The sequence below is a fragment of the Micromonospora sp. WMMD736 genome (assembly GCF_049179015.1).
Lineage (GTDB): Bacteria > Actinomycetota > Actinomycetes > Mycobacteriales > Micromonosporaceae > Micromonospora.
Genome location: NZ_JBMHMI010000001.1, coordinates 4,587,301 through 4,609,642 on the forward strand (window position 1 = coordinate 4,587,301; position 22,342 = coordinate 4,609,642).

The following is a 22,342-nucleotide window of genomic DNA, read 5'->3' on the forward strand; positions in this document are numbered from 1 at the left end:
GGCGTTGTCGGCGGCCGTCTACGGCCAGCCCGGGTCAGGCGCCAGGTTCGACTGGGGCCTGACCGGGGCGGCCGAACTCGGCCGGGTCTGCGCGGCGCTGGTGGTGGTGGACGTGCTCTCGTTCACCACCGCCGTGGAGGTGGCGGTCGCCCGGGGCATGCGGGTGCACCCCTTCCCGTGGGGTGAGCAGGCCGCCGAGTACGCGCTGCGGGTCGGCGCGGTGGCGGCGGTCGGCCGTCGCCGGGTGACAGCCGCCCATCCGTGGTCACTCTCACCCGCCGCGCTGAGCGCCGCGCCGACCGTCGCGGACCTGGTGCTGCCCTCGCCGAACGGCTCGGCCATCAGCGCCGCCGCCAGCGCCACCGGGCTACCGGTGGTGGCGGCGTGCCTGCGTAACGCGCGCGCCGTCGGGCGTTGGCTGCGCCGCCAGGGGTACGGCACGACGGACGCCCCGATCGGCGTGATCGCCTCGGGAGAGCGGTGGCCGGACGGGTCGCTGCGCCCCTGCGTCGAGGATCAACTCGGCGCGGCGAGCGTGCTGGACGCGCTGTCCGGGGTCCCGGGCGGTCTCTCCGTGGAGGCGGCCATGGCGCTCGCCGCGCTGGCCAGCACTCCGGACGTACCCGCCGCGGTACGCGGCAGCGTCTCCGGCCGGGAGCTGACCGAGGGCGGTTTCGAGGCCGACGTCGACATCGCCGTCCAGGTCGGCGTGTCCGACGTGGTGCCGGTCCTCCGCCAAGGCGTCTTCTCCGCCGCCTGACCCAGCCACCCGCCCGCGCGGTGCCCCCCCGCGCCACCCGCCGCCCGCGCCACCCGCCGCCCGCGCCACCCGCCGCCCGCGCCACCCACCCACCCCGGTGATCATGAAGTTATTGCCCACGCACTCGGCGTGTCGGCGCAATAACTTCATGATCGACGGGGTGGGGGTGGGGGTGGGGGTGGGGTGGGGGTGGGGGTGGGATGGGGACGGGGCGGGGGTGGCAGTGGGGGTGGGGGTGCAGCGGAACGGCCGCCCGGTTCTCCGGGCGGCCGTTTGCCGTGCGCTGGGGGTGGTGTGGGTCAGTCGTCCAGCCAGTCGAGGCGGCGGCCGCCGCGCTCGGTGGGCGGGGGAGTATCCTGCCGGGCCCGGCCACCCTGCTGCTGGCCGTAGCCGCCCTGGTCGTAGCCCCGCTCGTCGTAGCCGCCGCGTTGTTGCGGGGGCTCCTGGCCGTAGCCGCCCTGGTCGTACCCGCCACCCTGCTGCTGACCGTAGCCGCCCTGGTCGTAGCCCCGGTCGTCGTAGCCGCCGCGGTGCTGCGGGGGCTCCTGGCCGTAGCCGCCCTGGTCGTACCCGCCGCCGGTCTGGCCGTAGCCACCCTGGTCGTACGCGTTGGTCTGCTGGCCGTAGCCACCCGTCGGCTCCGCCCCACGACCGCCGCCGTACGGGGTGGTCGGGTCGGGCTGGCCGTAGCCCTGGCCCTGCTCCGGCTGGTACACGCCGGTGGCGTACGGGTCGGCCGGCGCCGGGTACTGGGTGCTGTCGCCGGTGTACCGCCCGGTCGGCTCGTCGAAGCGCTCGCCGTAGCCGCCGGCCGCTCCACCGGCGGGAGCCGCCGGGTAGCCGCCGCCGGCCGGCGCGGTGTAGTCACGGCTGCCGTAGCCGCCGCCCGAGGAGGGCGCGCCACCGTAGCCGCCATCCGGGGCCGCGGCGCCGCCGTAGCCCGCGCCGGAGCCGGGTGCGGCACCGTAGCCGTCCGCGCCACCGCCGTAGCCGCCGTCCGGCGCTGCCCCGGTGCCGTAGCCGCCGCCCGAAGCGGGGGCGTTGCCGTAGCCGCCGTAGCCGCCCTGGCCGGGCTCGTCGTCGTAGCCGTTTCCGCCCCAGCCTTGCTGGCCCGCCGCACCGTAGGGCTGCGCTGGCGCGCCGTACGGGTCCGGCGGGACGTCGTCGACGACCGGGCGGTGCATCATGGTCGGTGCCTCGCTCAGCGCCGCGCCGCCGACCATGGTCGGGTCGGGACCGCCACCGGGACGGTTCACCACCCGCGTCTGGTCGTCGGCCCCGTGGAAGGCCCCACGGGCCGCCGGCACCGCGCCAGCGGCACCGCCCGCGCCAGCAGCCGCCGGCTCGTCATCGTCGTCACCGCTCTCGCGGCGCTTCATCCACAGCAGGACGATCGTGCCGACGCCGGCCGCGACGAGCAGGCCGCCGAGCAGGATGATCAGGTACGAGCCGAAGCCGCCGCCGTCGTCCTCCTCCTTGCTGGCGTTCGCCGGAGCGCCCGGGCTGGCCTCCTCGGAGGGCTGCTCCTCGGCACCCTCCTCGGTCGCCTCGTCGGTGGGGGTGGCGTCGGCGGTGGGCGACGGGGTGGCGCTCGGCGTCACCTCGACCTTGACTTCCAGGATGATCCGCTGTCCGCTGATGGACTGCCCGGCGCTGGCGGTGAAGCTCTTGAACGCCTTGATGTTCTCGGAGGAGGCACCCAGGTCGATCCGACCGGGGGTGATCGGGCTCTGACTGCTGCCGTTGAACTTGAAGTTGCCGCTGCCGTCGCTCATGGCGTCGTAGCGGTGACCGCCCGTGTCCTGGAGGACCACGAACGCGTTCGGCACGGGCTCGCCGTCGGCCTTCTTGACCACCTTGCCCGAGACCGACTTCACCGTCTGGTTCTGCTGCGGCGGGGGCGGCGATGCGGCCTTGCCCTTGACGGTCAGCGAAACAGTGGCGGTGTCCGGACCCGAGTCGGCTTCGACAGCCACCGTCACGGTGGCGGTCGCGTCACCGGCGTTGTCGTTGGCCGCGATCCGGACCAGCACCGATCGGGCCTGTGGGCTGCCCAGACCGGGAAAGGTCACGTCGCCGCAGCCGCTGGCGCAGCTGACGCCGGACGGTAGGCCGGAGAGGCTGATCTTGGCCTGACGGTCGTTGTCACCGGGAGTGACGCGCACGGTGATGGTGGCATCGCTGCCGGCGTTCACGGTGACCGAGCCGGGGGAGACGTCGACCTCTGCGGCCATTGCTGGTGTGGCGGGGACGGCGAGCAGAGCGCCGGCAACCAGCGCTGCGACCACACCGGCCCGCTGCTTCCAGGCACGTCGGTGTGTTGACACGTCCACCGCCTTCCGGGCTGACGTCCCTCGACCGGCGGGGCGCCGGGCCGGGGATCATCACGGTACGAATACGCCGTCGGCCACTATGCCTTGTCTCACTGGATCGGCGCGACCCAGGGCCAGCGTCAGGTGCTCCACCTGTGGGTCGTATCGTCCCGTCGTGTCCTCTCCGCACAGTAAGTCCGCCGCCGTCGTGGCGGCTCTGTCGGCGCTCGACGAGGGGCGTACGCCCGAACGGCCGGTACTCCGGGAGGCGGTCCGGTCCTTGTTGGCCGTCCTCACGGAGCGCGCCCCCGGCCGATCGGTGGAGGTGCGCGTTCCACCATACGGGGCGGTCCAGTGCGTCCCCGGTCCTCGACACACCAGAGGAAACCCGCCGAACGTGGTCGAGATGTCGCCGCAGACCTGGTTGGAACTCGCCACCGGCCGGCTCGGGTGGGTCGACGCGGTCACCGATGGTCGTGTGCAGGTGAGCGGCATTCGGGCGGACATCTCGGCGTATCTGCCCCTCTAGCTGCCCGGATGTCCGAGTGATCGTGACTCTCGGCAGGGAAATCGTGACTATCTGTATTGACGTTGACTCGCGTACACTGTCAGGCGACGACAGTGGTCCCGGCCGAGAAGTGTGGATCCGCCCCGTGATCCCCGCCAGGCCGGTCCAGACCAGCATGAGGGAGCGGTAGTGCCCCGAGGCGACGGCCGGCTGAGCCACGACCTTGACCCCCAACGACCTGGCCCCCAGGATGCCTGCGGCGTCTTCGGCGTGTGGGCCCCCGGCGAAGAGGTCGCGAATCTGACCTACTTCGGCCTCTACGCCCTGCAGCACCGCGGCCAGGAGGCCGCCGGCATCGCGGTCAGCGACGGCTCGGGCGTGGTGGTCTACAAGGATCTCGGCCTGGTGGCCCAGGTCTTCGACGAGCCCACGCTGGCCAGCCTGCGCGGCCACCTGGCGATCGGGCACGCCCGGTACTCCACGACCGGCGCGTCCAACTGGGAGAACGCCCAGCCGACCATCCGGTCGACCGATTCCGGCACGACCATCGCGCTGGCCCACAACGGCAACCTGGTCAACACCGCCGAGTTGGAGAAGGAGGTCGCCGAGCGCGGCCTCGTCGCGGACGGCTCGACCAACGACACCTCACTGGTGACCATGCTGCTGGCCAGCCGCCCCGACCTGTCGGTCGAGGCCGCCGCGCTGGAGGTGCTGCCGCAGCTACGCGGAGCGTTCAGCTTCGTCTTCATGGACGAGTCGACGCTGTACGCGGCCCGCGACCCGCACGGCGTACGCCCGCTGGTGCTCGGCCGGTTGGAGCGGGGCTGGGTGGTCGCGAGCGAGACCGCCGCACTCGACATCGTCGGCGCGAGCGTGGTGCGCGAGATCGAGCCCGGCGAGCTGATCGCGATCGACGAGGAGGGTCTGCGGTCCACCCGCTTCGCCGCGCCCGAGCCGAAGGGCTGCCTCTTCGAGTACGTCTACATCGCCCGCCCCGACGCGACCATCGCCGGGCGCAACGTGCACGCGGCCCGGGTGCAGATCGGCCGCCAGCTGGCCAAGGAGCACCCGGTCGAGGCTGACCTGGTCATTCCGGTGCCCGAGTCCGGCACCCCGGCCGCGATCGGGTACGCCGAGGCGTCCGGCATCACCTACGGCGCCGGCCTCATGAAGAACCCGTACGTGGGGCGGACGTTCATCCAGCCGTCGCAGACCCTGCGTCAGCTCGGCATCCGACTCAAGCTCAACCCGCTGCGGCAGAACGTGCGTGGCAAGCGGCTGGTGGTCGTGGACGACTCGATCGTGCGCGGCAACACGCAGCGGGCCATCGTCCGGATGTTGCGCGAGGCGGGAGCGCTCGAGGTGCACGTCCGGATCTCCTCCCCGCCGGTCAGCTGGCCGTGCTTCTACGGCATCGACTTCGCCACCCGGGCGGAGCTGCTGGCCAACGGGTTGGACAACGACGGCATCCGACGTTCCATCGGCGCCGACACGCTGGGTTACGTGTCGCTTCCCGGCCTGATCGCCGCGACCGAGCAGCCGAAGACCCGGCTGTGTCGGGCGTGTTTCGATGGGGAGTACCCGATCGAGCTGCCGGCTGGCAACCTGATCGGCAAGCACGTGCTCGAAGGGATGGGCCGCCGGGTCGCGAACGCGACGCCGGAGGCTCCGGAGAGCTTCGGCTCGCTCGTCGCCACTCCGGGTGGCGTGACCGCAAACCGCCCGTAGCACCAACCGGCGCGGCCCGGCCACCGCCGGCGCGGCACCGAGAACCACAAAAGGGGAGAACCGTGACGCACGTGTCCGAGCGCAGCGGCGCAGGAAGCAGCCCGAACGGCGCTGGCAGCGACCACCAGCCGTGGACGGGCGGTGCCGGCCGCCAGCGGGGCAAGCGCTCCGTCTCGTACGCCGACGCCGGGGTCTCCATCGACGCGGGCGACCGCGCGGTCGAGCTGCTGAAGTCGAAGGTGCGTGAGACCCGGCGCCCCGAGGTGCTGGGTGACCTCGGCGGCTTCGCCGGCCTGTTCCGGCTGGACACGAAGAAGTACAAGAACCCGATCCTGGCGTCCTCGACCGATGGTGTGGGCACCAAGCTGGTCATCGCCCAGCAGATGGACATCCACGACACGGTCGGCATCGACCTGGTCGCGATGGTCGTCGACGACCTGGTGGCCTGCGGCGCCGAGCCGCTGTTCCTGCTCGACTACATCGCCACCGGCGAGGTCGTTCCGGACAAGGTGGCCGAGATCGGCGCGGGCATCGCCGACGGCTGCCGGTACGCGGGCTGCGCGCTGCTGGGCGGGGAGACCGCCGAGCACCCCGGTGTGCTGCGCCCGGACGAGTACGACATCTCCGCGACCGGCGTCGGTGTGGTCGAGGAGGCCGACATCCTCAGCCCGGAGCGCGTCGAGGTGGGTGACGTGGTCATCGCCATGCGCTCCTCCGGCCTGCACTCCAACGGCTACTCACTGGTCCGGCACGTGCTGCTCGGCGCCGCCCGGATGCGGCTGGACATCGTGATCGACGACTTCGGCCGGCAGCGGACCCTCGGTGAGGAGCTGCTGACCCCCACCAAGATCTACGCCAAGGACTGCCTCAAGCTGATCGAGGAGGCCGAGGTGCGGGCGCTGTCGCACATCACCGGCGGCGGCATCCCGGGCAACCTGGTGCGGGTCCTTCCCGAGCACGTCGACGCGGTGGTCAACCGGTCCACCTGGAAGCCGCAGCCGATCTTCGACCTGATCCAGTCGAAGGGCCGGATCGACGACCAGGACATGGAGTCGACGTTCAACATGGGCGTCGGCATGTTCGCGATCGTCTCGGCCGAGGACGCCGATCGTGCTCTGGCGACGCTGACCGGCCGTGGGGTCGAGGCCTGGCAGGCGGGCGAGATCATCGAGGGCACCGGCAACGTGCAGATGGTGGGCCAGCACACCCGCGGGTGATCACGCTCCGGTGACCGTACGGGTACCTGATCAGGGCTTCACCCGAGTGGCCGGCTCCGCCTAGCCTGAAAGGCTCGGGCTGGGCGGAGGAGGGTGATGGCTGCTGGGGAACCGACGTTCAGCGGGATGCGCGGGTTGGCCGCCGTCCCGTCGTACGTCGTCATGCAGCCCACCACCCTGTGCAACCTCGACTGCGCGTACTGCTACCTGCCGTTCCGGGCCGCCGACCGGCGGATGTCGGTGCCGGTTGCCGAGGCGGTGGCGGCGGCGGTCAACCCGTGGGCGGTCTCCGGGCGCTTCTCCGTCGTGTGGCACGGCGGTGAGCCGCTGGCGGCCGGTCGGGAGCACCTGGCCGCCCTGATCGCCCCCTTCGGGCCCGAGGTCGAACACCACGTACAGACGAACGCCACGTTGATCGACGACGAGTGGTGCGAGTTCTTCGCCCGGCACGAGATGCGGGTGAGCGTGAGCGTGGACGGGCCGCGCGAGCGCAACGGCGACCGGGTCAACCGTGGCGGTCAGCCGGCGTACGACCGGATCCTGCGCGGCGTGGCGGCGCTGCGCCGGCACGACCTGCCCTTCTCGGCGCTGGCCGTGGTGTCCCGGCCGGTGCCGGGCCTCGCCGCGGAGCTGTACGACTACTTCCTCGACCTGGGCTGCGACGTGCTGGGCATCAACATCGAGGAGACCGAAGGCGTCAACACGCGCGACAACAGTCACGACCCGGCGGCGGTGACCACATTCTGGGCCGAGCTGGTGACGGCCTGGCGGCGGGCGCCCCGGATCCACCTGCGTGAGGTCGAGTGGTCGCTGCGGTACGCGGCGGCCGTGCTCGACGGCACGGCGGACGGTGTGCTGCCCCGCCGGCTGGATCCGATACCGACCATCGGGCACGACGGCTCGGTGACGGTGCTCTCCCCGGAGTTGGCCGGCTTCACCGACCCGCACTACGACGACTTCAGCAGTGGGAACGTGCTGACCACCCCGCTGGCCCGGATCCTGGCCGGTGCCGCGTCGACCCCGTGGGTCGGCGAGTTCCTGACCGGGGTGGAAGCGTGCCGGGCGTCGTGCCCGTACTTCGGCTTCTGTGGTGGCGGCCACGCCGCCAACCGTTACTTCGAGCTGGGGCGTTTTGACGGTACGGAGACGGAGCACTGCCGCAACAGCAAGATCCGCCTATTGGAGGGAGTGTTGGAGCATGCCCGAGAAAACCAGTCACCGGCGGCCTGAGCGCGAAGCGGACGATGCCCCGGACGACGTCGCCGAACGCGTGCGGGAGGCCGCCCCCGGGCTCGTCGCGCTGTTGCAGGAGGCCGCCGACGCACGGCGGCTGCGGGCAGAGGTGCCGGGCGGAGACGGCGTCAGCGCGGTCTGCGCCTGGAACCACTTCGAGAACATCCCGACCTTCTACAACTGGAACAACCGGCCGCGCTAGGGCGGCCGTGATCAGGGGCCTGTCGGGCGGTCGGAGTGGTCCCCGGCCAGGGCAGGCCCCTGATGATCGGCACCGATCTCGCTCCCGAAGGACACATGCGTGAGCACGCGGGGGTTACCGCGTGCTCAGCTACGTCGAGAGGTCAGCGGGTCGGACGTACCCAGGGATCCGGGTCGTCGTCCGCGTGATTCTCATCATCGTCGTCGACGAACTCTTTCGAGTCGTCGTCGAAGTGGTGCTCAGACTTACCAGCACCCGCCAGTTCGCGCTGCAAGGCGGTGAGGTCGGTGTTCGGGGAGTGGTACTTCAACTCCCGGGCCACCTTCGTCTGCTTGGCCTTAGCACGGCCGCGCCCCATGGCTCGACCCCCTCGCACAGAATGCGGGGCAGCCCGAAGGCGGGCCCCGATGACGTCAGGCATCTCTCGTGGCTCTTACGGTACATGGGGATGCCATCGTTCGGCACCTCGGGTTACCGTCAGCCGGCTCTGCGCGTCGCGGCGATCCGGCCGTCACCCAGTGTACCTGGTAAGGAGCGGAACGGAGAGCACCCGTGACACCGGGCAAAACACACCAAACGTGACCCGGGCCTCAGCTTACCGAGTCGAGCCGGTACGCAAGGCCCGGAGGCGGATCCCGGTCGATCCGCCTCCGGGGTGTCTCAGCGCAGGTGGATCGAGCGCAGCCGACCGACCTCGGCCATCCGCCGCTCGGCCAGCCGGTCCGCGGCGACCGCGGGCGGCACGCCCTCGGCGTCCGCCAGGCGCAGGATCTCCCGGGTGGTGTCGTAGATCCGGGTGGCCCGCAGCTTCGCCCGGTCGAAGTTGAAGCCCTCGATCTCGTCGGCCACCTGGATCACGCCGCCGGCGTTGACCACGTAGTCCGGCGTGTAGAGGATGCCCCGGTCGGCCAGCAGCTTCTCGATCCCCGGGTGCGCGAGCTGGTTGTTCGCCGCACCGGTCACCACCTTGGCGCGCAGAGCCGGAACGGTGTCGTCGTTCAGCGCGCCGCCCAGCGCGCACGGGGCGTACACGTCGATGTCCGCCGCGACCAGCGCGCTGGCGTCGTCCACCAGGGTGACCTGCGGGTGGTTGGCGCGTACCCAGGCCAGCGCCTTCGGGTTGACGTCCGTGGCGACCACCTCGGCGCCGTCGTCCAGCAGGTGCCCGGTCAGGTACTTGCCCACCTTGCCCAGGCCCGCCACGCCGACCCGGCGGCCGTGCAGGCTCGGCGTGCCCCAGACGTGCTCGGCGGCCGCGCGCATCCCCTGGAACACTCCCCAGGCGGTGAGGATCGACGAGTCGCCGGCACCGCCGTGCTCCACGCTGCGGCCGGTCACGTAGCGGGTCTCGCGGGCGATGATGTCCATGTCGGGCACGTAGGTGCCGACGTCGCAGGCGGTGTAGTAGCGGCCCGCCAGGGACTCCACGAAGCGGCCGTACGCGCGCAGCAGCGCCTCGCTCTTGATCTGCTCCGGATCGCCCCAGATGACGGCCTTGCCGCCGCCCAGGTCCAGGCCGGCGAGCGCGTTCTTGTACGCCATCCCACGGGACAGGTCGAGCACGTCGGCGAGGGCGGCTTCCTCGCTGGCGTACGGGTAGAAGCGGGTGCCGCCGAGCGCGGGCCCCAGCGCGGTGGAGTAGATCCCGATGATCGCCTTGAGGCCGCTCTGCTTGTCCTGGCAGAAGACGACCTGTTCGTGACCGGTCGATACCGGGTCGTCGGTGCTCGCGAATACGCCCATGACTGGCTCCTACGATGGTGTGCGTTCCTTGTGGGACGCGGACCTGGTGGACCCCGGCGGGGATGCTGCCGGTGTGATCGAGCCTAGTATCGGCCGCCGCGCGACCGCCCGACGCGCCGCCGCCGTCCCACGGTGCGGGGCGACGCGGTCCGGCCGCTGGCCGCGCGCGGATGCGGTTCGTGGGAGGATCGCGCGGTGCCGTCGCTCTTCGCTTCTTACCTGCGCGTGTACGAGCCGCTGACCGCCTTCGACCGGGACCGGCAGAGTTACTGGCGTCGCTACGTCTCGGAGGGACGGGCGGTCGCCCCGGTCGAGGGGCCCGGCCGTCAGCGGACGGCGGTGATCGAGGCGCTGGGCGCGGGCTGGACCCGCCTACCCGACCTGCCCGAGGAGGCGTACGTCCTGGAGACGGACGACAGCCTGCTGGTCTGCCCCTGGAACCTGCGCATCCGGGTCGCTGAGGCGGCGCTCAACGCCCGGGACGGGGTGCCCGCGGTGCTTGCCGACGCCTTCGTGCCGCCGGTGCTCGCCGGGCAGGCCCGGGCGGTCGTCGACGACTGGCGCAGCGGCGCGCGGGTGCTGGAGCACGGGGTGCCCCGGGTGCACGAGCAGATCGCCACCTGGGGCGTACCCCTGCGGTGGTTCGTGCTCTTCGACCCGACGGAGCGGGACCTCGTCACCCAACCGGGCCGGCGGGCGCTGCGCTACCGGACGGAGATCTCCAAGGCCCGTCGTCGCTCGTCCCGGGCGTTGTCCGTGCTGCGTAAGTCGGTGGGCGAGGCGCCGATCACCGAGGCGGTCCAGGAGGCGGCGCGCTGGCTGGAGGAGTTCCACCCGGGCTCGATGGTGGAGCTGGACTATGGCGGCCTCGTTGACCTGCTCTCCGACGAGACTCTCGCCGCCGACGACTCGCCGGAGTTGGTTGCCGGCGGCCTCGCGGGGCTGTCGCGGGGTGAGGCGGACGAGGCGTCGGCCGCGTACGACAAGTTGGTGGCCCGCTGGCGCGCGGTGCAGCTCCTGGAGCGGTGCAACTAAGGCAAATCGCCCTTAGGAGCGCTCCCAAAGCGAGGGTGTCTCGTAGTTGACGCATCACGAACCGTGATCATGAGTCCGAATAAGGTACTTTCTGCCGTGTAAAAGTCGTAAAAATCGGGCATGGTTCATCCGTCCGTCTAGGGACCTTCATCCGTTCGGCCCATGTCGGACATCGGGGACTAGCCGGACCATGGGAGACGCGTCGGCCGGCGGGACCCCGGCCGATGTCTATACATGTGGAGGAGTGACCGATGGCATCGCGAACGCACGAACCAGAGCCGCTGCTCACACCGGCCGAGGTGGCGTCGATGTTCCGTGTCGACCCGAAGACGGTGACCCGGTGGGCGAAGGCGGGCAAGCTCAGCGCCATCCGCACCCTGGGTGGCCACCGTCGATACCGCGAGTCGGAGGTCAGGGCGCTACTACAGGGCCAGATCCCGCAGCAGCGGCAGGGCGACTGACCCGATAGAGGTTTCCGGAAACGGGCGGTGGATCTCGATCCACCGCCCGTTTTCATGCCTGCCCTCGTCAGTCCGCGTCGTCGGGACCGGTCAACGTCACCCGGATGCCGACCGTGCCACCCTCGCCGTGCCGCAACCGGCTGCCCAGCAGGCTCAACCGACCGATCACCCGGTACTTGTGCTTGAGTAGGTCACGGACCCGGCCCGTGTCGCGGCCAGCGTAGAGGGTCGCGTGAGCGGGCACCTCCGCACCGTGCGGCCGGCCCCGCACGTCGCACGGCGCCACGGTCACCTCGCCGTTGTGGCGGATCCGCTTGACCTTTCCCGAGTCGGCGCGCGTCCACACCGCCAACGCCTCCCCGTCGCGGACCGCCCAGACCGGGGTCGGCACCGCCCGGCCGTCCCTGCGGAAGGTCGTGAGCAGGATGTACTTCTCAGCCGACAGCCGGTCCAGCGTGGTCACGCCGCCAGGATAGGCCGCCGCGGGCCACTGAGCGGCCAGATAGCGTGAACGTCGTGACGGGGGAACCACTTAACGGTGACGTGGTCGGTGAACTGCTGCGGGACGCGCTCGCCGTGGCGACCGGGGTCGGCCCCCGGCCGATGGTCGGCGGCCGACTGCCCCGGCCGGTCATCGAGATCATCGAACGGGACGACGGTCTGATCAACGGCGCTCCGGCGGCGCACTACCTCGACGGGCCGGCAGACTGGCAGCCGTACGACCACCGGGCCGTCGACCGGGCCCGGGGCGAGACGCTGGACGTCGGCACCGGCGCCGGCCGGATCGCGCTGCTGCTCCAGGAGCGCGGCGTACCCGTCACCGGCCTCGACACGTCGGCGGGCGCGCTGGACGTGAGCCGGCGGCGTGGCGTACGACGGCTGGTGCACGGAACCGTGGACTCGCACGTCGCCGACGGCCGGCGCTACGACACGTTCCTGCTGCTCGGCAACAATCTCGGGCTGTTCGAGGGGCGCGAGCGGGCTCCGGTGTTCCTCGCCGCGCTCGCCGCGCTGGCCCGACCGGGTGCGCAGATCATCGCGCACGGCACCAACCCGTACGGCACCCGCGACCCGCTGCACACCGGCTACCACGAGCGCAACCGACGCCGGGGGAGGCTCGGTGGTCAGCTCCGGCTCCGGCTGCGCTACCGGGAACTGGGCACCCAATGGTTCGACTACCTGGTCTGCTCGCCGGACGAGTTCGCCGAGCTGGTGCACGGCAGCGGGTGGCGGTTGACCGATGTGGACGACCGGGACGCCCCCTACTACCTGGCCACCCTGCGGCTCGCCGGCTGAGCGACGGCTCCTGCGCCGTATCGGGTGCAGGAGCCGTCGTACGGCTCAGACCTGGACGGTTGGGGGCAGCGGCTCGGGCGGAAGGCCGCCGTCGCCGTCGACGACCTCGTCGGGGGTGCCGTCCTCGTCGATGTCGACCATGGTGATGTCCACCTTGCCGTCACCATCGGTGTCGAACTGGAACAGGTCGGCCTTGCCGTCGCCGTCGGTGTCCACCACCCACACGTCGGTCTTGCCGTCGTTGTTGGTGTCGGCGCGCAGCAGGTCGACCCGCTCGTCGCCCCGGGTCTCCACGGTCTCGGAGTCGGTGGTGACGCTCTCCGGTGCCTGGCTCATCTCGATGCGGTCCTTCCCTTGGGTTGACGGGCCGTACGTACCCGATCCCGCGCTCCCCCACGCATGGGCCGGCTCGGGCGCTGTCTAGGGTCGCACCATGAGTGAGCGTGGCGGGCGTGGCGGAGACCCCGCGCGTCGCCAGGGCGGACAGAGAGGCGTGATGAACGATCGTTTCGTGGTCGTCGGTGCGGGCACGATGGGGCTCGGCATCGCGTACGTGGCGGCCGGCGCCGGCCACGCCGTCGAGCTGGTCGAGGTGGATGCGGACCGGGGCGCGACCGCGCTGACCCGGCTCGCCGACCTGTGGGAGCGCGCGGTGCAGCGCGGCAAGCTGACCGCCGACCAGGCCGCCGCCAACCGGGAGCGGGTGATCCTGCGGCCGAGTCTCGCCGAGGTCGCCGCCGCGCCGCAGGTGGTCGTGGAGGCGGTGCCGGAGCGGCTGGACCTGAAGCGGGCGGTGCTGCGCGACGCCGCTGCCCTGGAGCCGGCCCTGCTCGGCAGCAACACGTCAAGCATCGCCATCGGCGAGCTGGCCGCCGGGCTGGCCGCCCCGGAACGCTTCCTCGGCCTGCACTTCTTCAACCCCGTCTGGGCGATGACGCTGCTGGAGATCGTGGTCGGCCCGGCCACCGCCCAGGAGACCACCGCCGCGGCCGTCGCGCTCGCCGGCCGGTTGGGCAAGGACCCCGTCGTGGTACGCGACATGCCCGGCTTCGCGACCTCCCGCCTCGGGGTCACCCTCGGGCTGGAGGCGATCCGGATGGTCGCCGACGAGGTGGCCAGCCCGGCCGACATCGACAAGGCGATGGTGCTCGGCTACCGGCACCCCATCGGACCGCTGGAACTCACCGACCTGGTCGGCCTCGACGTGCGCCTCGACATCGCCCGTACCCTCCAGGCCGCGTACGGCGACCGCTTCGCGCCACCGGAGCTGCTCGTGGAGATGGTGGCGGCCGGCCGGCTGGGCAAGAAGTCCGGGCACGGCTTCTACCGCTGGGAAGGTGGCGTCAAGCAGTGAGTGGTCTGCGGATCGAGGAGCGGTCGGACCGGCTCGTGGTGACGCTGGCCCGACCGGAGAAGCGCAACGCCATCGACGCCGACCTGATCGCCGAGCTGCACGAGGTCTGCGCCGAGTTGGAGGCCCGTCCCCGGCTGCTGCTCCTGACCGGTGGCGCGGAGGGCATCTTCGCCGGTGGCGCCGACATCGGCCAGCTCCGCGAGCGGGGCCGTACGGACGCCCTGGCCGCGATCAACTCGGCGGCCTTCGCGCGGATCAGGGCACTGCCCATGCCCAGTGTGGCCGCAGTGGACGGGCCGGCGCTGGGCGGCGGTGCGGAACTGGCGTACGCCTGCGATCTGCGGGTGTGCACGGCCCGGGCGGTGTTCGGTCAGCCGGAGGTGCGGTTGGGCATCCTGGCCGGTGCTGGCGCGACCCACCGACTGCCCGCCCTCGTCGGCGAAGGTCGGGCCAAGGAACTGCTGTTCACCGGCCGTCGGGTGGACGCGGCGGAGGCCCTGCGGATCGGTCTGGTGAACCGGGTGGTGGACGAACCCGGCGAGCTGCTGACGACGGCGCACGGGCTGCTGGACGAGATGGCCCAGGCCTCGCCCCTGGCGTTGCGGCTCACCAAACTGGCCGTCGACGCGCCCGCCGCCGCGCACCCGCAGCTCGACCTGGTGAGTCAGGCGGTGCTCTTCGAGGACGAGGAGAAGCACCGCCGCATGACCGAGTTCCTGGAGCGCCGCCGGGCCCGCTGACGCGGCAACGGAAACGGCCGCACCGGCTGTCGAGCCGGTGCGGCCGTCGCGGTCCGCGGGTGGTGCTCAGTGCCGGAACTGCACCCCGGTGTCGGCGAGCGCCCGGATCACCTGGGCCGACTCACCGAAGCCGATGATCAGGACGGCGTCCGCACCGAACTCCTTGATCTCCTTCGCGCCGCCGGAGAAGTCCACCGGGGCGGCCTTGGCGTCGGCCGGCGGGTCGTACGTGAGCAGCTTGAGTCGGTCACCGGGGATGCCGGCCTTCTCCAACTCGTCCCGGACTGTGGCCTGGAGGCCCTCACCGTAGGAGTCCTTACGGGCGACGATGACGATCTTCTGCGATCCGTCGCGGAGGACCACGTCGGCCAGCGCCCGGCCCTGGAGGCTGTCCGGTGGGGCGGTACGGAAGTAGAGGCCCTTGTCCTCGACGTCGGTCAGACCGGCGTCGGTGTTCGACGGCGAAAAGAGGATCTTGCCGGCCTTCACCACGTCCGGCAGCACCTCCCGGGAGATGCCGGAGGCGCCCGCGCCGATGATGATGCTGACCCCGTCGGCCACGTGCTTGGCGACGGTCGCCTTGGCCACCGCCGGGCTGGTGCCGTCGTCGCCGTCCTTCCACGTGACCGGCTTGCCCAGCGCGCCGCCAGCGGCGTTGATCTCCCGGATGGCCAGTGCCGCGCCGGCCGCCATCGGCGGGTACGCGATCGCCAGGTCGCCGGTCTTCGGCAGCAGACCGCCCACGATCAGCGGCTTCTGGTCGGCGGCGTCACCGGCGCGTGGCTTCTTGCCCTTCGGCGGGGTCTTCGTGCTCGCGGCCGACTCGGAGCCCGCACCGACGAACTCGGTCTTGCCGTCGTTGAGCTGCTGGCCGTCGAAGGTCAGCGTGGCGTAGCTCGCGGTGGCCGGTTCGCCCTTGTCGGTGAAGCCGGCGCGGGTCAGCGAGACGCTGCGGTACTCGATGTCCTGCCCGGCCCGGGCCAGCGCGAGGCAGCTGGCCGGGTCCTCGCAGCGCTGACCGTTGTTGGTCACGCCGACGATCTGCTTGGCGATCGCCGCCGGGTCGGTGCTGCCGGCCAGTTGGGCGGCGAGCACACCGATGACCACCGCGTCGTACGTCTCGGCCGAGTAGAGGTAGTCCGTCAGCGCCGGATTGACGGACCGTAGCCGGCCCTTGAAGTCGTCGGGCAGCGGGGTGAGTGGCGTGGTCCCCTTCATTCCGTCGACGAGGTCGGCACGTTCCTTCAACTCCGCTGGGTAGGAGTTGAGCATGTTGCCGTCCGTGCCGTAGAGGCGCACCTGTTGGGCGCTCCCCTCCTGGGCCTTGTCATCCCCGCAAGCGCTTGTGGCGAGCAGGATCGTCGCGCAGGCAGCCAGTGTGGCTACCCGCGAGCGGCGTGAAACGAGCATGGTCGTCCTTCCTCCGGCGAAGGTCCGTTGCGCACATTAGCGTGCCGGGGCCGGTCGCGGGACCGTGGAGGCGGCGCAATGCGTAGCGAGCTCACCTTCGACACGCACAGTGACGAAAATGCGGTGGCTTGACCCCCCGTCCTACTGTGCGCTGCGTGACGGACCTACCACAGCAGACGTTCGACGACGCGACCGCCGTGCTCCGATCGGCGCTGGCCGGGGACTCCGACGCCGTGACAGGTAGGTTCGACGCCGTCGTCGACCGGGCCGGCCTGTCCGGGGCGTACGGGGTCGCCTGGTGCCTGGCCGCGACGATGGTCGGTGACGCGCCACCGGGCACCGGATGCGCGCTGGAGTTCCCGGGCATCGAGCAGGCGGACTACGACACCCGCTGGGTGGCACGCTTCGTGAGCGCCTACGCCAACCGGGACGTACCGACCGGGGAGGCCCTGTTCGGCGCCGCGGCGGCCGACGGGCTGCTCTCCGACTGCCTGCTCACGCTCGCCGGTTCGACGATCGCTACCTTGCGCAGCCGCGCCGGATGAGCGCGGCCCTCGTCGGCGGTGCCGCGCCCATCCGGGCCGTTTCAGAAGGCGTGGTACGCGACCAGCGGCTCGTACTCGTAGCGAAGGTTCTCGAAGCGGACCCGGAAGTTGACCCCGTCCCGGACGTTCGTCGCGACGACGGTCCAGCCGGAGTTGGCCGGCAGGTAGGTCCAGTAGTTGCACTTGCTGGTCTTGTCGATGAAGATCACGCAGGCTTCGGTGGCGTACGCGCTGGTGTTGCGGACGTTGATGTCACGGCAGCGGGTCGTGGTGCGGTACGGGCCGGCCTGGCCGCCGTACCCGCCGGTCTGGAAGAACGAGCGGACCGCGCCGCCGTAGCAGGTGGCGAGCGGCGCGAAGAGGTTCGGCCCCGAGCTGACATCGGTGGGGTCGGCGCTCGGGGTGGCCCTGGCGGCCTGGGCGGTTGCGCCGGTGGCGAGCAGCGCGGCAGCCGTGGCGACGGCGAGCAGGCGAGCGGTCGGGGATGACATGCAGTCGGCCTCCGGAAACAGTTGATTGACTGTCCGTACTGGACGGACGAGCGGACCGTGACGATGATACTGATCGATCAACTGTGGTGTGGTCCGGGATCGTCGGTCGGGTGTGATAGCTCTGGGACATGTCCGAGGCCATGCTCAGCAAGGTGCGCAAGCTGCTCGCCCAGGCCGAGGATCCGGCCTGCACGCCCGCCGAGTCGGCGGCGTTCACCGCCAAGGCGACCGAGCTGATCGCCCGCTACGGCGTCGACAGGGCGCTGCTCGCGGTCCGTGACCCGACCACCGACCCGGTCGGCGACCGCGTGCTCGACATCGTCGCCCCGTACGCCCGGGACAAGGTCGGCCTGCTCGCGGCGGTCGCCGAGCCGCTGCGCTGCCGCTGTGTGCGACGCAGACAGGGCAACGGGTTCGTCGCCCACCTGTTCGGCTTCGCCAGCGACCTCGAACGCGTGGACCTGCTCTTCACCTCGCTGCTCGTGCAGGCCGCGCACGGCCTGGCGGCCACGCCGGTGCCGGCGGACGACCATCCGGCCGCCTTCCGGCGGTCCTGGCTCGCCGGCTTCGCGGAGGTGATCGGGGGGCGGCTCTGGGCGGCCGAGTCGGTGGCGGCCAGCGAGTCAGGCGCCCCGTCGATGGCGTTGGTGCTGGCGGACCGCTCCGACCGGGTGCAGCGACGGCTCACCGAGGAGTACCCGCGACTGCGTACCGCTCCGGCTCGTCGCCTCGGCGGCACCGGCTTCGGCTCCGGTGCCGAGGCGGGCAGCCGCGCCCACCTGGGCGGCCGGAATCTCGACACCGGCCGGGTCGGTCGACAACTCGGCCACTGACTCCGGCCCGGCAGCAGGGCTCAGGCGGCGCGCGGGCTGCGCGACACGGTCGCGAGATAGCGGGTCAGCAACTCGTGCCAGCCCGCCGTGAGCGCCGTGCGGTAGCCCTCGGCTGCCTCGCCGTGCCGGTCGAAGTGCCGGTGCTCCAGCTCGACCCTGGTCCGTTCGGGTCCGTCGGGCAGGAACAGCACCTCGACCTCGCTCGCCTTCGCCGGATCCGGCACCGGCACCCGGTCCGGGCCGAGCTGCCAGGCGAAGACCAGCCGTCGAGGCGGATCCCAGGTGAGCACCCGGCCCCAGTCGGCGCGGAAGCCGTACGGGCCGATCTCGTAGAGCATGCCACCGGCCCGCGGTTCCATGCCCAGCTCGGCGAGAGCTTCCGGACCTGACCAGGTGTACTCGGTGACCCACCACTCGGTCAGCTCGTCGGTGAACACCGCGAACGCCCGTTCGGCGGAGCCGGGGACGAGGAGACTGCACCGTAAGGAGAAGCGCTCCAGGTCCTGCCGAATGTCGGCCGGATCAGCCATCCCCTGTCCCATAGGCCCGGACCATACCGGCTGATGCCCGGGTGTGCAGCTTCGCCCGGCCCCTTTTCCAGACAGTGGGTTGCCGAGTCGTCACGGACGGGATGGCCCGCCGGAAAGCGGGTACCCGCGCCGGACGGCCCGGACGACCGGGTCGGCCGGGAGCGGCCAGTGTCGCGGCGCTGGACACGCACGGGCGGGGCGGAGCGGGAGAGCATGAGCGAGAACGCGCAGCAGCGACGGCCGGAGCGGGACGCCGATGCCGGAGATCCGGACGTCCTCCTCGACATACCCAAGGTCTCGGTCGACTCGATCCGGCTGGCCGTGGACGGGCTGGACGCCGACCTCTCGCTGCGCGCCCGGCTGGCCAACCTGCTTCAACTCGACGCGGGCGTACGGGTCCACCTGCACGGCGTCGAACTGGACATCGACGGGGTGCACGCCGAGGCGCAGCTACGGGTACGACTGGAGCAGTTGGTGACCCTCCTGGGCCGCGCGCTCGACACCATCGACAACAACCCGCAGATCATCGAATCTCTCTCCCGGGCAGGCGGCGGCGCGCTCGACGACGTGAACCGCAGTAGCGAGCAGTTGGCGGCCAGCACCACCGAGATCACCGCCCGGGCAGAACATGCCGGCTTACGCGACGAACCGGCCGGGCGAAGGGGTGTGCCCGCCGACGAGTCGCCGGGACGACCAGCCCGCCCGGCGAAACCGGCCGGTCCGCCCGCGCCCACCTCCGTTCCTGGCCCGTCCGGGCCTCCCGCAAGCGGGAAGGGTGACAGGGGTCCGACCGGCGGTGGCCCGGCCGGTGGTGGCCCTGGCGGTGGTGGCCCCGGCGCTGGTCCGACTGGTGGCGGCCCGGGCGCAGACCGTCCGGCTGGTGGCCCGACCGGGGCGCCGGGCAGTGGCGGCCCGACGAGTCGAGGCGGGGGCGGTCGGCCCGACGGCGGCCCGAGCGAGCAGCGGGGCGGTGGTCCGCAGAGCGGTGGTGGTCCGCAGAGCGGTGGTGGTCAGCAGCCAGGTGGTGGTCAGCAGCACGGTGGTGGGCAAGGTGGCGGCGGTGTCGCGGGCGGGGCGCAGGCGGCGGCCCAGAGCGCGGCGCAGCTCGCCGAGCAGGCGGGCGAGAGCATCCGGCAGGCCGGACGCAGCGTGTGGGAGGCGATCCAGGGTGGGATCGCCCAGCACCGTCAACAGGGCCGCGGGGACCAGTGACCACCGCCCAGCGCGCCCGACCCGGTTGATCGACTCGACTTCGGCGATATCGCGGTATCCCGGTCGCTTGGGCTCAAGTGGTTGTTGCAACGGGGTGGATTCTCGTCAGGATGAGGGGTCATGCCGGGGCAGAGGTTGTCGTCCGCGGAGCGGGCGCAGATTGAGGTGTTGTTCGGTCAGGGGTTGACGTTCCCGCAGATCGCGGAGGTGATTGGGCGGCATCGCTCGACGGTTTGGCGGGAGTTGTCGCGGAATCACTGTGGCACCGGGGGTCGGGTGCCGGCGGGTCAGCGGCATCCGTTCGGGCCTGACCCGGGTTATGTGGCCGGGGTGGGCTATCCGAAGGGATGGGGTGGGGCGTACCGGTGGAAGTACTCTCACCGCAACGCTCAGGACAAGGCGGATGCGCGGGCGCGGCGTCCTCGTGAGGGCAAGTTGCGTCCGAGGTGGGGGCGGGCGTGGCCGCCGTTGTGGCAGACGGTCAAGGATCGTCTGTGTCAGCGGCACTCGCCGCAGCAGATCGCTCGGTCGCTGCGGCGGGAGTTCCCCGACAGGCCGGAGATGTGGGTGTCACACGAGACGATCTACCAAGCGATCTACTTCCAGGCCCGAGGTGGAATGCGCCAGGAACTCGCCCGGCAAGTCGCGCTGCGCTCGGGACGCGCTGGCCGACGGCCCCAGTCGCGCCAGGCCGGCGCGCTGCGGGGACGCCCGTGGGTGCGTGACTTCCACATCTCAACCCGCCCGGCCGAGGTCGAAGACCGGGCCGTGCCCGGGCACTGGGAAGGTGACCTGGTCATCGGCGCCCGAGGCTCCAGCGCGATCATCACCTTGGTCGAGCGGGCCACCCGATACGTGATGCTTGGCGCTCTGCCCGAATCGCGGGTCAGTGAACAGGTCATCGACACCCTCACCGGTCTCATGCGCCGGCTGCCGGCCGAGCTGCGCAAGACCCTGACCTGGGACCAGGGCATCGAGATGATCTACCACCCGGTGTTCACCCTGGCCACCGACTGCAAGGTCTACTTCTGCGACCCCCACAGCCCATGGCAACGCGGCAGCAACGAGAACACCAACGGTCTCCTGCGCCAGTACTTCCCCCGCTCCAGCACCGACTTTCGCACCTGGACCCAGGACGACCTCGACGCCGTGGCCCGAGAACTCAACGGACGACCACGCCAAACCCTCGACTGGCAGAATCCAGCCGAGGTACTCCACAAACACCTGGTTGCAACCACCACTTGAAACCGCCTCGCTGCGATACCCCGACTTCGCCGAAAGCGAGTCGATCAAGGGGTAGGCGGGTCGTTCGGTAGGGCGCTCAGGGCACAAAAGCAAGATCCCCACCTGCGTATTCGCTGGTGGGGACCTCTGTAGCCCGGCGAAAGGCTATGTGGCCAGGGGCGGGGTCGAACCGCCGACCTTCCGATTTTCAGTCGGACGCTCGTACCAACTGAGCTACCTGGCCGTGTTGCTCGGCTCATGCTACCCGTCAGCAGATCGAACTGCTCACAGGATCACACGCTCCGATACGCAGAACGCCGCGCGATGCGCGGCGTCAGCGCTGCGGTCCTGACGGGACTTGAACCCGCGACCTCCGCCTTGACAGGGCGGCGAGCACTCCAACTGCTCCACAGGACCTAGCTTGTGTTGCTCCGGCTTGCGCCGGTCGTGCCCCCAACGGGATTCGAACCCGTGCTACCGCCTTGAAAGGGCGGCGTCCTGGGCCGCTAGACGATGAGGGCGGCCCCGCCATCATTGCACACTCGCAACTTCAAGCGGACTTGCTCCCATCCGGCCCCGCCGGAGGCTTGGAAAGCATACGTGATGCCTGGCCGGTCGACAAAACCGGTATGGCCGGGGTCGTGCTGGGCCGTATAACCGCAGGTCAGAGCCCACCTACTTGAGTCGGGTGATGCCGTAGCGGTGCTTCAGGTCGGCGATCAGGTGTGGGCAGGCGGAGAGCGTCGCGGACCGGTTTCCGCCTCCGTCGTGCAGCAGCACGATGGAGCCGGGACGTGCCGAGTTATGGACCCGCTTGGCGATCGTGGCGGCGGTCGGCTTGTCCCAGTCCTGCGGGTCGACGGCCCAGTGCAGGGGGCGCATGCCGAGCTCCTTGGCCACGGCGAGGACCTCCGGCGTCCACCGGCCACCGGGTTGGCGGTAGAAGGGCACCTGCGTGCCCGGAGCGGCCGTCTGGATGGCCTTGTTGGTCCGGGCCAGGTCCGCCTTGATGTCGGCCACCGGTCGGCGGGCCAGGTCGAGGTCGTGACGCCAACTGTGGTTGCACAGTTGGTGGCCCTCCCGGACGATCCGCCGGATCAGCTCCGGGTGCCGCTGGGCTTCGCGGCCCACCACGCAGAAGGTGGCCGTGACGTGGGCCGCCTTCAGTTGGTCGAGCACCTTGGGCGTCCAGGTGGGGTTGGGCCCGTCGTCGAAGGTCAGCGCCACGGGCCGTACGCCGGTGTTGCGCCGGAGCCCGGCCGGGAGCTTCGCCGGCAGCGGTCGCAGCGGCGGTTTCGGGGGCTTGGTGCGGATGGCGCTCGGAGTGGGCTTCGGCGTGGGGCCGGTGGCCGACTCGACGGGCGACGGCGGCCCGGCGACGTGGATGGCAGTGTCTGGCTGGGCGCAACCGGACAAGACCAGCACCACGGCGAGGACGGACGCCAGGGCGGCGCGGGCTTGCATCTGTTCGCTCCCGGAGGGTCGGGGTGGGCGGACCACTCGACGGT

Annotated in this window: 24 protein-coding genes and 3 tRNA genes; 15 read left to right on the plus strand and 12 right to left on the minus strand. The window is 71.3% G+C overall.

Annotated elements, in window-relative coordinates:
* The first annotated feature begins 4 nt into the window (after positions 1 to 4).
* Positions 5 to 760: a 2-phosphosulfolactate phosphatase gene (locus ACN269_RS20655; RefSeq protein WP_421476461.1), complete on the plus strand. Its 756-nt coding sequence runs from the start codon at positions 5 to 7 to the stop codon at positions 758 to 760.
* 299 nt (positions 761 to 1,059) lie between these two features.
* On the opposite strand, the gene ACN269_RS20660 is transcribed toward ACN269_RS20655, so the two are convergent.
* The gene (locus tag ACN269_RS20660; RefSeq protein WP_421473962.1) at positions 1,060 to 3,087 is read right to left on the minus strand and encodes a hypothetical protein; all 2,028 of its coding nucleotides are present in this window, start codon (positions 3,085 to 3,087) and stop codon (positions 1,060 to 1,062) included.
* A gap of 160 nt (positions 3,088 to 3,247) precedes the next feature.
* Here ACN269_RS20660 and ACN269_RS20665 point away from each other — a divergent pair, with 160 nt between their 5' ends.
* The 5 genes from ACN269_RS20665 (at position 3,248) to amcA (ending at position 7,960) form a co-directional block, all read left to right on the plus strand.
* Complete coding sequence (locus tag ACN269_RS20665; protein WP_421473963.1) at positions 3,248 to 3,601, plus strand: sterol carrier family protein; 354 nt, start codon at positions 3,248 to 3,250, stop codon at positions 3,599 to 3,601.
* A 168-nt stretch (positions 3,602 to 3,769) separates the two neighbouring features.
* Positions 3,770 to 5,308: an amidophosphoribosyltransferase gene (gene purF, locus ACN269_RS20670; RefSeq protein ID WP_355048409.1), complete on the plus strand. Its 1,539-nt coding sequence runs from the start codon at positions 3,770 to 3,772 to the stop codon at positions 5,306 to 5,308.
* A 62-nt stretch (positions 5,309 to 5,370) separates the two neighbouring features.
* A complete protein-coding gene (gene purM / locus ACN269_RS20675) occupies positions 5,371 to 6,525 on the plus strand; it encodes a phosphoribosylformylglycinamidine cyclo-ligase (RefSeq protein ID WP_355048408.1) in 1,155 nt (384 codons plus the stop codon).
* 126 nt (positions 6,526 to 6,651) lie between these two features.
* Positions 6,652 to 7,755, plus strand: coding sequence for a cyclophane-forming radical SAM peptide maturase AmcB (gene amcB, locus ACN269_RS20680; protein ID WP_421476462.1), 1,104 nt, complete (start codon positions 6,652 to 6,654; stop codon positions 7,753 to 7,755).
* Entirely contained in the window at positions 7,724 to 7,960 is a 237-nt protein-coding gene (gene amcA / locus ACN269_RS20685) for a multiple cyclophane-containing RiPP AmcA (protein WP_421473964.1), read from the plus strand. The genes amcB and amcA overlap by 32 nt, the downstream gene beginning before the upstream one ends.
* A gap of 142 nt (positions 7,961 to 8,102) precedes the next feature.
* On the opposite strand, the gene ACN269_RS20690 is transcribed toward amcA, so the two are convergent.
* Both ACN269_RS20690 and ACN269_RS20695 read right to left on the minus strand, forming a co-directional pair.
* The gene (locus ACN269_RS20690) at positions 8,103 to 8,318 is read right to left on the minus strand and encodes a DUF3073 domain-containing protein (protein ID WP_007454329.1); all 216 of its coding nucleotides are present in this window, start codon (positions 8,316 to 8,318) and stop codon (positions 8,103 to 8,105) included.
* Positions 8,319 to 8,620: 302 nt separating this feature from the next.
* Positions 8,621 to 9,703, minus strand: coding sequence for a Glu/Leu/Phe/Val family dehydrogenase (locus ACN269_RS20695; RefSeq protein ID WP_421473965.1), 1,083 nt, complete (start codon positions 9,701 to 9,703; stop codon positions 8,621 to 8,623).
* Positions 9,704 to 9,898: 195 nt separating this feature from the next.
* Between ACN269_RS20695 and ACN269_RS20700 the strand changes: the two genes are divergently transcribed.
* Both ACN269_RS20700 and ACN269_RS20705 read left to right on the plus strand, forming a co-directional pair.
* A complete protein-coding gene (locus ACN269_RS20700; protein WP_421473966.1) occupies positions 9,899 to 10,738 on the plus strand; it encodes a hypothetical protein in 840 nt (279 codons plus the stop codon).
* Positions 10,739 to 10,989: 251 nt separating this feature from the next.
* The gene (locus tag ACN269_RS20705; RefSeq protein ID WP_007073996.1) at positions 10,990 to 11,199 is read left to right on the plus strand and encodes a BldC family transcriptional regulator; all 210 of its coding nucleotides are present in this window, start codon (positions 10,990 to 10,992) and stop codon (positions 11,197 to 11,199) included.
* Between the two features lie 67 nt (positions 11,200 to 11,266).
* Here the strand turns inward: ACN269_RS20705 and ACN269_RS20710 are convergent, their stop codons facing one another.
* Positions 11,267 to 11,662 (minus strand): PPOX class F420-dependent oxidoreductase, encoded by a 396-nt coding sequence (locus tag ACN269_RS20710; RefSeq protein WP_421473967.1) that lies wholly within the window; start codon positions 11,660 to 11,662, stop codon positions 11,267 to 11,269.
* A gap of 53 nt (positions 11,663 to 11,715) precedes the next feature.
* On the opposite strand from ACN269_RS20710, the gene ACN269_RS20715 reads away from it, so the two are divergent.
* On the plus strand, positions 11,716 to 12,495 hold the full coding sequence (locus ACN269_RS20715) for a class I SAM-dependent methyltransferase (protein WP_421473968.1): 780 nt from the start codon (positions 11,716 to 11,718) through the stop codon (positions 12,493 to 12,495).
* Positions 12,496 to 12,540: 45 nt separating this feature from the next.
* Here ACN269_RS20715 and ACN269_RS20720 read toward each other — a convergent pair whose 3' ends face one another.
* Positions 12,541 to 12,831, minus strand: coding sequence for a hypothetical protein (locus tag ACN269_RS20720; protein WP_355048402.1), 291 nt, complete (start codon positions 12,829 to 12,831; stop codon positions 12,541 to 12,543).
* 160 nt (positions 12,832 to 12,991) lie between these two features.
* Between ACN269_RS20720 and ACN269_RS20725 the strand changes: the two genes are divergently transcribed.
* Complete coding sequence (locus ACN269_RS20725) at positions 12,992 to 13,849, plus strand: 3-hydroxyacyl-CoA dehydrogenase family protein (RefSeq protein WP_421473969.1); 858 nt, start codon at positions 12,992 to 12,994, stop codon at positions 13,847 to 13,849.
* Complete coding sequence (locus ACN269_RS20730) at positions 13,846 to 14,589, plus strand: enoyl-CoA hydratase/isomerase family protein (protein WP_421473970.1); 744 nt, start codon at positions 13,846 to 13,848, stop codon at positions 14,587 to 14,589. Before ACN269_RS20725 ends, ACN269_RS20730 begins: the two co-directional genes overlap by 4 nt.
* A 66-nt stretch (positions 14,590 to 14,655) precedes the next feature.
* Here ACN269_RS20730 and ACN269_RS20735 read toward each other — a convergent pair whose 3' ends face one another.
* On the minus strand, positions 14,656 to 15,999 hold the full coding sequence (locus ACN269_RS20735) for an ABC transporter substrate-binding protein (RefSeq protein WP_421473971.1): 1,344 nt from the start codon (positions 15,997 to 15,999) through the stop codon (positions 14,656 to 14,658).
* A gap of 155 nt (positions 16,000 to 16,154) precedes the next feature.
* On the opposite strand from ACN269_RS20735, the gene ACN269_RS20740 reads away from it, so the two are divergent.
* Entirely contained in the window at positions 16,155 to 16,544 is a 390-nt protein-coding gene (locus ACN269_RS20740) for a hypothetical protein (protein ID WP_421473972.1), read from the plus strand.
* A gap of 41 nt (positions 16,545 to 16,585) precedes the next feature.
* Here the strand turns inward: ACN269_RS20740 and ACN269_RS20745 are convergent, their stop codons facing one another.
* Positions 16,586 to 17,035, minus strand: a complete 450-nt coding sequence (locus tag ACN269_RS20745; RefSeq protein ID WP_421473973.1) for a hypothetical protein — start codon at positions 17,033 to 17,035, stop codon at positions 16,586 to 16,588.
* Between the two features lie 128 nt (positions 17,036 to 17,163).
* Here ACN269_RS20745 and ACN269_RS20750 point away from each other — a divergent pair, with 128 nt between their 5' ends.
* Positions 17,164 to 17,868 carry a DUF2786 domain-containing protein gene (locus ACN269_RS20750; RefSeq protein ID WP_421473974.1) on the plus strand — a complete coding sequence of 235 codons (705 nt, stop codon included), beginning with the start codon at positions 17,164 to 17,166 and terminating at the stop codon, positions 17,866 to 17,868.
* A 20-nt stretch (positions 17,869 to 17,888) separates the two neighbouring features.
* On the opposite strand, the gene ACN269_RS20755 is transcribed toward ACN269_RS20750, so the two are convergent.
* Entirely contained in the window at positions 17,889 to 18,410 is a 522-nt protein-coding gene (locus ACN269_RS20755; RefSeq protein ID WP_421473975.1) for an SRPBCC family protein, read from the minus strand.
* 201 nt (positions 18,411 to 18,611) lie between these two features.
* On the opposite strand from ACN269_RS20755, the gene ACN269_RS20760 reads away from it, so the two are divergent.
* Together ACN269_RS20760 and ACN269_RS20765 are read left to right on the plus strand one after the other, a co-directional pair.
* Complete coding sequence (locus tag ACN269_RS20760) at positions 18,612 to 19,610, plus strand: hypothetical protein (protein ID WP_421473976.1); 999 nt, start codon at positions 18,612 to 18,614, stop codon at positions 19,608 to 19,610.
* A 120-nt stretch (positions 19,611 to 19,730) separates the two neighbouring features.
* Positions 19,731 to 20,855 carry an IS30 family transposase gene (locus tag ACN269_RS20765; protein WP_421470828.1) on the plus strand — a complete coding sequence of 375 codons (1,125 nt, stop codon included), beginning with the start codon at positions 19,731 to 19,733 and terminating at the stop codon, positions 20,853 to 20,855.
* Between the two features lie 149 nt (positions 20,856 to 21,004).
* Here ACN269_RS20765 and ACN269_RS20770 read toward each other — a convergent pair.
* From ACN269_RS20770 to ACN269_RS20785, 4 genes are all read right to left on the minus strand, one after another.
* Positions 21,005 to 21,078, minus strand: a tRNA-Phe gene (locus ACN269_RS20770).
* A gap of 99 nt (positions 21,079 to 21,177) precedes the next feature.
* Positions 21,178 to 21,251, minus strand: a tRNA-Asp gene (locus tag ACN269_RS20775).
* A gap of 31 nt (positions 21,252 to 21,282) precedes the next feature.
* Positions 21,283 to 21,355, minus strand: a tRNA-Glu gene (locus tag ACN269_RS20780).
* A gap of 154 nt (positions 21,356 to 21,509) precedes the next feature.
* Positions 21,510 to 22,298 (minus strand): polysaccharide deacetylase family protein, encoded by a 789-nt coding sequence (locus tag ACN269_RS20785; protein ID WP_421473977.1) that lies wholly within the window; start codon positions 22,296 to 22,298, stop codon positions 21,510 to 21,512.
* Positions 22,299 to 22,342 lie beyond the last annotated feature (44 nt).

Excerpts from the sequence above, each read along its gene's own strand:
- amcB (WP_421476462.1), top strand. The coding sequence starts at position 6,652 with ATGCGCGGGTTGGCCGCCGTCCCGTCGTACGTCGTCATGCAGCCCACC.
- amcA (WP_421473964.1), top strand. The coding sequence starts at position 7,724 with ATGCCCGAGAAAACCAGTCACCGGCGGCCTGAGCGCGAAGCGGACGAT.
- ACN269_RS20690 (WP_007454329.1), bottom strand. The coding sequence starts at position 8,318 with ATGGGGCGCGGCCGTGCTAAGGCCAAGCAGACGAAGGTGGCCCGGGAG.
- ACN269_RS20695 (WP_421473965.1), bottom strand. The coding sequence starts at position 9,703 with ATGGGCGTATTCGCGAGCACCGACGACCCGGTATCGACCGGTCACGAA.
- ACN269_RS20705 (WP_007073996.1), top strand. The coding sequence starts at position 10,990 with ATGGCATCGCGAACGCACGAACCAGAGCCGCTGCTCACACCGGCCGAG.
- ACN269_RS20720 (WP_355048402.1), bottom strand. The coding sequence starts at position 12,831 with ATGAGCCAGGCACCGGAGAGCGTCACCACCGACTCCGAGACCGTGGAG.
- ACN269_RS20725 (WP_421473969.1), top strand. The coding sequence starts at position 12,992 with ATGAACGATCGTTTCGTGGTCGTCGGTGCGGGCACGATGGGGCTCGGC.
- ACN269_RS20735 (WP_421473971.1), bottom strand. The coding sequence starts at position 15,999 with ATGCTCGTTTCACGCCGCTCGCGGGTAGCCACACTGGCTGCCTGCGCG.
- ACN269_RS20745 (WP_421473973.1), bottom strand. The coding sequence starts at position 17,035 with ATGTCATCCCCGACCGCTCGCCTGCTCGCCGTCGCCACGGCTGCCGCG.
- ACN269_RS20750 (WP_421473974.1), top strand. The coding sequence starts at position 17,164 with ATGTCCGAGGCCATGCTCAGCAAGGTGCGCAAGCTGCTCGCCCAGGCC.
- ACN269_RS20755 (WP_421473975.1), bottom strand. The coding sequence starts at position 18,410 with ATGGGACAGGGGATGGCTGATCCGGCCGACATTCGGCAGGACCTGGAG.
- ACN269_RS20760 (WP_421473976.1), top strand. The coding sequence starts at position 18,612 with ATGAGCGAGAACGCGCAGCAGCGACGGCCGGAGCGGGACGCCGATGCC.
- ACN269_RS20765 (WP_421470828.1), top strand. The coding sequence starts at position 19,731 with ATGCCGGGGCAGAGGTTGTCGTCCGCGGAGCGGGCGCAGATTGAGGTG.
- ACN269_RS20785 (WP_421473977.1), bottom strand. The coding sequence starts at position 22,298 with ATGCAAGCCCGCGCCGCCCTGGCGTCCGTCCTCGCCGTGGTGCTGGTC.